Consider the following 6,034-nt stretch of genomic DNA (forward strand, 5'->3'; position numbering starts at 1 on the left):
GCAGTACATCACGCAGGATCCCATTGGATTATCCGGTGGCGTGCATCCCAGTACCTATCCGGTCAATCCCATTCAGTACATTGATCCGCTGGGTCTGTTCGAGTGGACCAATATCGAGATGCCGTCCCTTCCATCGTTCGATGGCAAAGGGGATACGGCTGTTTGCAGCTACTACGATGACATGGCGAAAAGCAAGCCCCAATGCAGTTATTACCCGGCTGGGGCATTGATATGCCGGGGCGAAAACATGAGTGTGAACGCGGTGGTCAAAACGGCCCTCGTCGCAGAGTCCGCCATCCAGGGAAAGTCGCTCAAGCAGTCCGAGGTTTTGACGAGCATCCGGGGGAAACTGGTCGCCTCGGACAAGGCGGCGCAGGCTGCGGGCAAGGTCGATCAAAACGGCTGTACGCAAGGCAATGAAATCGATGCGTACCACGACAAGGCCTTCACCGAATCCGGAGTCAGCAAAAACTTCTATGGCGGTAATTTGTGGCCACAGGGTACATGGCCGAATCCTGTGCCCCTGGACCCCTCGGCATGGAAATACGACCCCAGGAGAATTTGGAATTGATGAAGAACCCGCGTCCCGAAGCATTGCAGGCCCCTTCGAAATGGATGGCTTACGCGTGTTGGATTCCATTCGCCGTTCTGGGCTTGGGCATCCTCGTGTTCTTTCTGTCGATGGTCGCATCGGCCTTTCAGGAACTGCTGCCCAAATGGGTGGCCGCCCATGATTATTTGCCCAAGGCGATGGCCTATCTGCTGCTGGGCGCCCACGTCCTTCTGACTTCGGGCCTGGCTTTTCTCGTCTTCATCCTGTTTTTCATCAGGAACAAGCAGCCGCTGCACGGGTTTTATGTGGGGATGTTTTTTCTCCTTTATTTTCCCTTGCGGGTGTTTTTCATCTTTATGGTGATGCCGCTTTTCCCACTGTGGTTGGTCCTGGAATGCGGGGAAATCTGGGTGCTGAAAAAGATCTATCGCAAATTCCCGCAGCGGCTGGCACCCCCCTGACGGGAATCGGCCGTCGCAGCGACGCTTGCCGCTGTGATCGGCCGAGTTGGCGGCGCCCTCACTGCGGCAGGATGCCCGGCAGCAGCGGCCGGTCCAGCCGCTGGCGCCACCATTTGAGCGCCTCGCCCATGTGATCGGGCTTCCAGGCGAGCCAGAAGGTTTCGTCGGGTCGGGGTTCCTCCACCGGCAGCTCCACCAGCACCCCCGTCTCCAGCTCCACCCGGATGCACGCGCGCGGCAGGAAGCCGTGGCCCAGGCCCGCCGCCTGGCAGGCGATCTTGGCCTGCATGGACGGCACGGTGATGCGGCGCTGGCCCGACTGCAGGCCCACGGTGCGGTCCGTGAGCGACCGCGCGCCGTCGCCCACCACCACGGCGGTGTGGTCCAGCAGGTCGCTGCGGGTGATCGGGCGCTGCAGCTGCGCCAGCGGGTGCGTGGCCGTCACGCAGAACACGAACGCCAGGCTGCCCACGGCCACCGCCTTGTAGCCGCCGCCGGCCGGGCCTTCGCCCGCCGCCACGACGATGTCGGCGCGGCCGTCGCGCAGCGCCTCCCAGGTGCCCGTGAGCGCCTCGCAGCCGATGCGCAGGCGCGTGCCGCAGTGCAGGTCCTCGAAGGCGCAGATGTCCTGGTTGAACGCGCTGGTGGGGATGAGCGAGTCGTGCACCAGCCGCAGCTCCGATTCGAACCCCGTGGCGATCTGCCGCATGCGCGATTCGAGCTGGTGCGCGGCCGTGAGCAGCCAGCGGCCTTCCTTGAGCATCTCCTGCCCCGCGGGCGTGAGCGCCACGCGCGGGCCGTTGCGGGTGAAGAGGGCGATGCCGAGTTGTTCCTCCAGTTTGCCGATGGCATAGGAGATGGTGGACGGCACCTTGTGCAGGCGCTCGGAGGCGCCGGCGAACGAGCCGTGGCGGGCGATGGCGTCCACCAGTTCGATGGCTTCGAGGGTGAGTTTCAGCATGGGGGCAGGCCGGGGGATTGAATCATCGAAATTATCGATGATGGACTGCCAAACCTTTCAACCTGCGCCCCATCACGGCGCGGGATACTTTCTTCACCGCAGCACTGAAGCCCAATGGAATCGAGGCGATTTCAGCGACAGGCCCCCAGTGTGAATTTCATCGAAGAAACCGAAAGGAAACGCACAATGCTCGACATCCGCAAAGCCCACCAACGCGGCAACGCCAACCACGGCTGGCTGCATTCGCACCACACCTTCTCGTTCGGCCATTACCGCGATGCCAACCAGCAAGGCTTCTCGGACCTGCTGGTCATCAACGACGACCGCGTGGCGCCGGGCAAGGGCTTCGGCACGCACCCCCACCGCGACATGGAAATCTTCTCCTATGTGCTGGAAGGCGCGCTGGAGCACCAGGATTCGATGGGCACCGGCTCGGTCATCCGCCCCGGCGACGTGCAGATGATGAGCGCCGGCACCGGCGTGCGCCACAGCGAGTTCAACCACTCGTCCGACGAGCCCGTGCACTTCCTGCAGATCTGGATCGTGCCCGGCGTGACCGGTGCCACGCCCCGCTACCAGCAGGTGCACTTCAGCGAGGCCGAAAAGCGCGGCCAGCTGCGGCTGATCATCTCGCCCGAAGGGACCGACGGCTCGCTGGCGGTGCACCAGGATGCCCGGGTGCATGCCGGCCTGTTCGATGGCGACGAGGCCGCCGAGCTGGACGTGGGCCCCGGCCGCAACGTGTATGTGCACGTGGCCCGCGGCAGCCTGGAGGTGAACGGCGAGCGCCTGTCCGAAGGCGACGGCGCCCGCATCCGTGACGCTGGCGCCCTGCGCTTTGCCAGGGGCGAAGGTGCCGAGGTGCTGGTGTTCGACCTGCGCCCCAACGAACTGCCCGCCATGCCGCACTGACCGGTGAGGGGCGGCGGCACCGCCGCCCCGCCTGCCTTCTTTCTTGTCTTTCGATTCCCCGTTTTTTGTTTTCTCTCCTCCATTCACTCGATCCACCCAGGAGTTTTGCCATGACCGCCACCGCCACCCGCATCAACGCCGCCGCCAAGCCCGTCGCCACCGCCACGCCTGGCGCCACGCTGCTGAACCCGCAGGACCACACGCTGGTGATGATCGACTTCCAGTCGCAGATGGCCTTCGCCACGCATTCGATCGATGCGATCACGCTGCGCTCCAACGCCGGCCTGGTGGCCAGCGCGGCGGCGGGCTTCGGCGTGTCCACGATCCTGACCACCGTGGCGGAAAAGAGCTTCAGCGGCCCGATGTTCGAGGAGGTGACCGCGCCGTTCCCCGGCCAGGCGCTGCTGGACCGCACGTCGATGAACACCTGGGAAGACGAGGCCGTGATCCGCCGCATCAACGAGATCGGCAAGCCGCGCATCGTGCTGGCGGGCCTGTGGACCAGCGTGTGCATCGTGGGCCCGGCGCTGTCGGCGCTCGACCAGGGCTTCGAGGTGTACGTGATCGCCGATGCGAGCGGCGACATCTCCACCGAGGCCCACCACCGCGCCATGGAGCGCATGGTGCAGGCGGGTGCGCGGCCCATCACGGCGCTGCAGTATCTGCTGGAGCTGCAACGCGACTGGGCGCGCACGGACACGTACGACATGACGACCGGCATCGCCAGAAAGTTCGGCGGCGGCTACGGCCTGGGCATCACCTATGCCAAGGCCATGTTCAACGCCCACGAGGGTTGAAAAGAGCGCACCCTTCGCGTTGCCGATCCCCCAAGGAGCCTGCCCATGACCCCGCCCACCCCTCCCGACCTGATCCTGTACAACGGCCGCTTCACCACGCTGGACCGCGCCAACCCCGCGGCCAGTGCCGTGGCCATCGCGCAGGGGCGCTTCACCCACGTCGGCATGGACCGTGACGTGCTGGCGATGGCCGGGCCGGGCACGCGGCGGATCGACTTGAACGACCGCAGCGCGCTGCCGGGCCTGATCGACAACCACCTGCACATCATCCGCGGCGGGCTCAACTTCAACATGGAGCTGCGCTGGGACGGCGTCAAAAGCCTGGCCGATGCCATGGGCATGCTGCGGCGCCAGGTGGCGGTCACGCCCGCGCCGCAGTGGGTGCGCGTGGTGGGCGGGTTCACCGAACACCAGTTCGCGGAGAAGCGCCTGCCCACCATCGCCGAGCTGAACGCCGTGGCGCCGGACACGCCGGTGTTCATCCTGCACCTGTACGACCGCGCGTTGCTCAACGCCGCCGCGCTGCGCGCCGTGGGCTACACGCGCGACACGCCCGCGCCGCCCGGCGGCGAGATCGTGCGCGATGCAGCCGGCAATCCCACCGGGCTGCTGCTGGCCAAGCCCAATGCGGCCATCCTCTACGCCACGCTGGCCAAGGGCCCCAAGCTGCCGCACGCATACCAGGTCAACTCCACGCGCCACTTCATGCGCGAGCTGAACCGCCTGGGCGTGACGGGCGCCATCGATGCGGGCGGCGGCTTCCAAAGCTACCCCGACGACTACCAGGTGATCCAGGAACTGGCCGATGCCGATCAGCTCACCATCCGCCTGGCCTACAACCTGTTCACGCAAAAGCCGAAGCAGGAAAAGGAAGACTTCCTGAACTGGACGGCCACGTCGCAATACAAGCAGGGCACGGACTACTTTCGCCACAACGGCGCGGGCGAGATGCTGGTGTTCTCGGCGGCGGACTTCGAGGACTTCCGCCAGCCGCGCCCCGACATGGCGCCCGAGATGGAGGACGACCTCGAAGGCGTGGTGCGCATCCTGGCGCACAACCGCTGGCCCTGGCGCATGCATGCCACCTACGACGAGACCATCGAGCGCGCACTCGACGTGTTCGAGAAGGTCGACCGCGACACGCCCCTGGCCGGCCTGAACTGGTTCTTCGACCATGCCGAGACCATCTCGGAAAAGTCCATCGACCGCATCGCCGCTTTGGGCGGCGGCGTGGCCGTGCAGCACCGCATGGCCTACCAGGGCGAGTATTTCGTCGAGCGCTACGGCGCCGGCGCGGCCGAGGCCACGCCGCCCGTCAAGCGCATGCTGGACAAGGGCGTCAAGGTCTCGGCCGGCACCGACGCCACCCGCGTGGCCAGCTACAACCCGTGGGTGTCGCTGTCGTGGCTCATCACGGGCAAGACCGTGGGCGGCCTGCAGATCACGCCGCAGCGCAACTGCCTGGACCGCGAAGCGGCGCTGCGGCTGTGGACCGAGAACGTCACCTGGTTCAGCAACGAAGAAGGCAAGAAGGGCCGCATCCAGGCCGGCCAGCTGGCGGACCTGACCGTGCCCGACCGCGACTTCTTCGCCTGCCCCGAATCCGACATCGCCGACACCACGGCGCTGCTCACGGTGGTGGGCGGCAAGGTGGTGTATGGCGCCGGTGATTTCGCCCGCTTCGACGACGCGGCACCGCCGCCCGCCATGCCCGACTGGTCGCCCGTGCGCACCTTCGGTGGCTATGCCGGCTGGGGCACGCAGGAGGGCGCGCGGCTGCAGGCCGTGGTGCGCCGCGCCGCCGCGGCGTGCGCCTGCGCCAACGATTGCAATGTGCACGGCCACCAGCACGCCACGGCCTGGAGCAGCCGGCTGCCGATTGCCGACCTGAAGGGCTTTTGGGGCGCCCTGGGCTGCGCCTGCTGGGCGGTGTGACCGTGGCGAACGGAATGGACGCGCTGCGCGGCGCCTTCACCGCGCCCTGGGTGCAGTCGCTCGCGCTGCTGTGCCTGTGCGCGGCCTACCTGCAGGGCGGCATCGGCAAGGCGCGCGACTTCGCCGGCGCCGTGGCCGAGATGCGCCGTTTCGGCCTGGGCGCCCGCCGCGCCCGTCGCGGCGGCCACCATCGCGCTGCAGCTGGGTGCCTCGCTGCTCATCGTCTCGGGCTGGCACCGCTGGCTGGGCGCGCTGGCGCTGGCCGGATTCACCGTGCTGGCGGCGTTCCTGGCCGACCGCTTCTGGCAGGTGGCGCCGCCCGAGCGGCAGCGCGCCGCCAACGCATTTTTCGAACATTGGGGCCTGGTGGGCGGCATGCTGCCCGTCGCCTGGCACGACCTGGGAGGCCTCCATG

Annotated in this window: 5 protein-coding genes and 2 pseudogenes; 6 read left to right on the top strand and 1 reads right to left on the bottom strand. The window is 66.8% G+C overall.

Translation table 11 applies throughout. The features are described from left to right. Together AC27IO_RS19070 and AC27IO_RS19075 are read left to right on the top strand one after the other, a co-directional pair. Positions 1–571 (top strand): annotated as a pseudogene (locus tag AC27IO_RS19070) (RHS repeat-associated core domain-containing protein); the annotation flags it as partial. After that, positions 571–1,014 carry a hypothetical protein gene (locus tag AC27IO_RS19075; protein WP_487091018.1) on the top strand — a complete coding sequence of 148 codons (444 nt, stop codon included), beginning with the start codon at positions 571–573 and terminating at the stop codon, positions 1,012–1,014. The pseudogene AC27IO_RS19070 and the gene AC27IO_RS19075, both read left to right, overlap by 1 nt. 58 nt (positions 1,015–1,072) lie before the next feature. Here the strand turns inward: AC27IO_RS19075 and AC27IO_RS19080 are convergent, their stop codons facing one another. Next, positions 1,073–1,975: a LysR family transcriptional regulator gene (locus tag AC27IO_RS19080; RefSeq protein ID WP_272566988.1), complete on the bottom strand. Its 903-nt coding sequence runs from the start codon at positions 1,973–1,975 to the stop codon at positions 1,073–1,075. Between the two features lie 186 nt (positions 1,976–2,161). Here AC27IO_RS19080 and AC27IO_RS19085 point away from each other — a divergent pair, with 186 nt between their 5' ends. The 4 genes and pseudogenes from AC27IO_RS19085 to AC27IO_RS19100 all read left to right on the top strand — a co-directional run. Continuing rightward, complete coding sequence (locus AC27IO_RS19085) at positions 2,162–2,887, top strand: pirin family protein (protein ID WP_498740218.1); 726 nt, start codon at positions 2,162–2,164, stop codon at positions 2,885–2,887. 110 nt (positions 2,888–2,997) lie between these two features. Further along, positions 2,998–3,684, top strand: coding sequence for a hydrolase (locus AC27IO_RS19090; protein ID WP_272566992.1), 687 nt, complete (start codon positions 2,998–3,000; stop codon positions 3,682–3,684). Between the two features lie 45 nt (positions 3,685–3,729). Next, on the top strand, positions 3,730–5,619 hold the full coding sequence (locus AC27IO_RS19095) for an amidohydrolase (protein WP_498740220.1): 1,890 nt from the start codon (positions 3,730–3,732) through the stop codon (positions 5,617–5,619). 14 nt (positions 5,620–5,633) lie between these two features. Continuing rightward, positions 5,634–6,034, top strand: a pseudogene (locus AC27IO_RS19100) (DoxX family protein); the annotation flags it as partial.

The sequence above is a fragment of the Acidovorax sp. KNOB132 genome, from assembly GCF_057541515.1.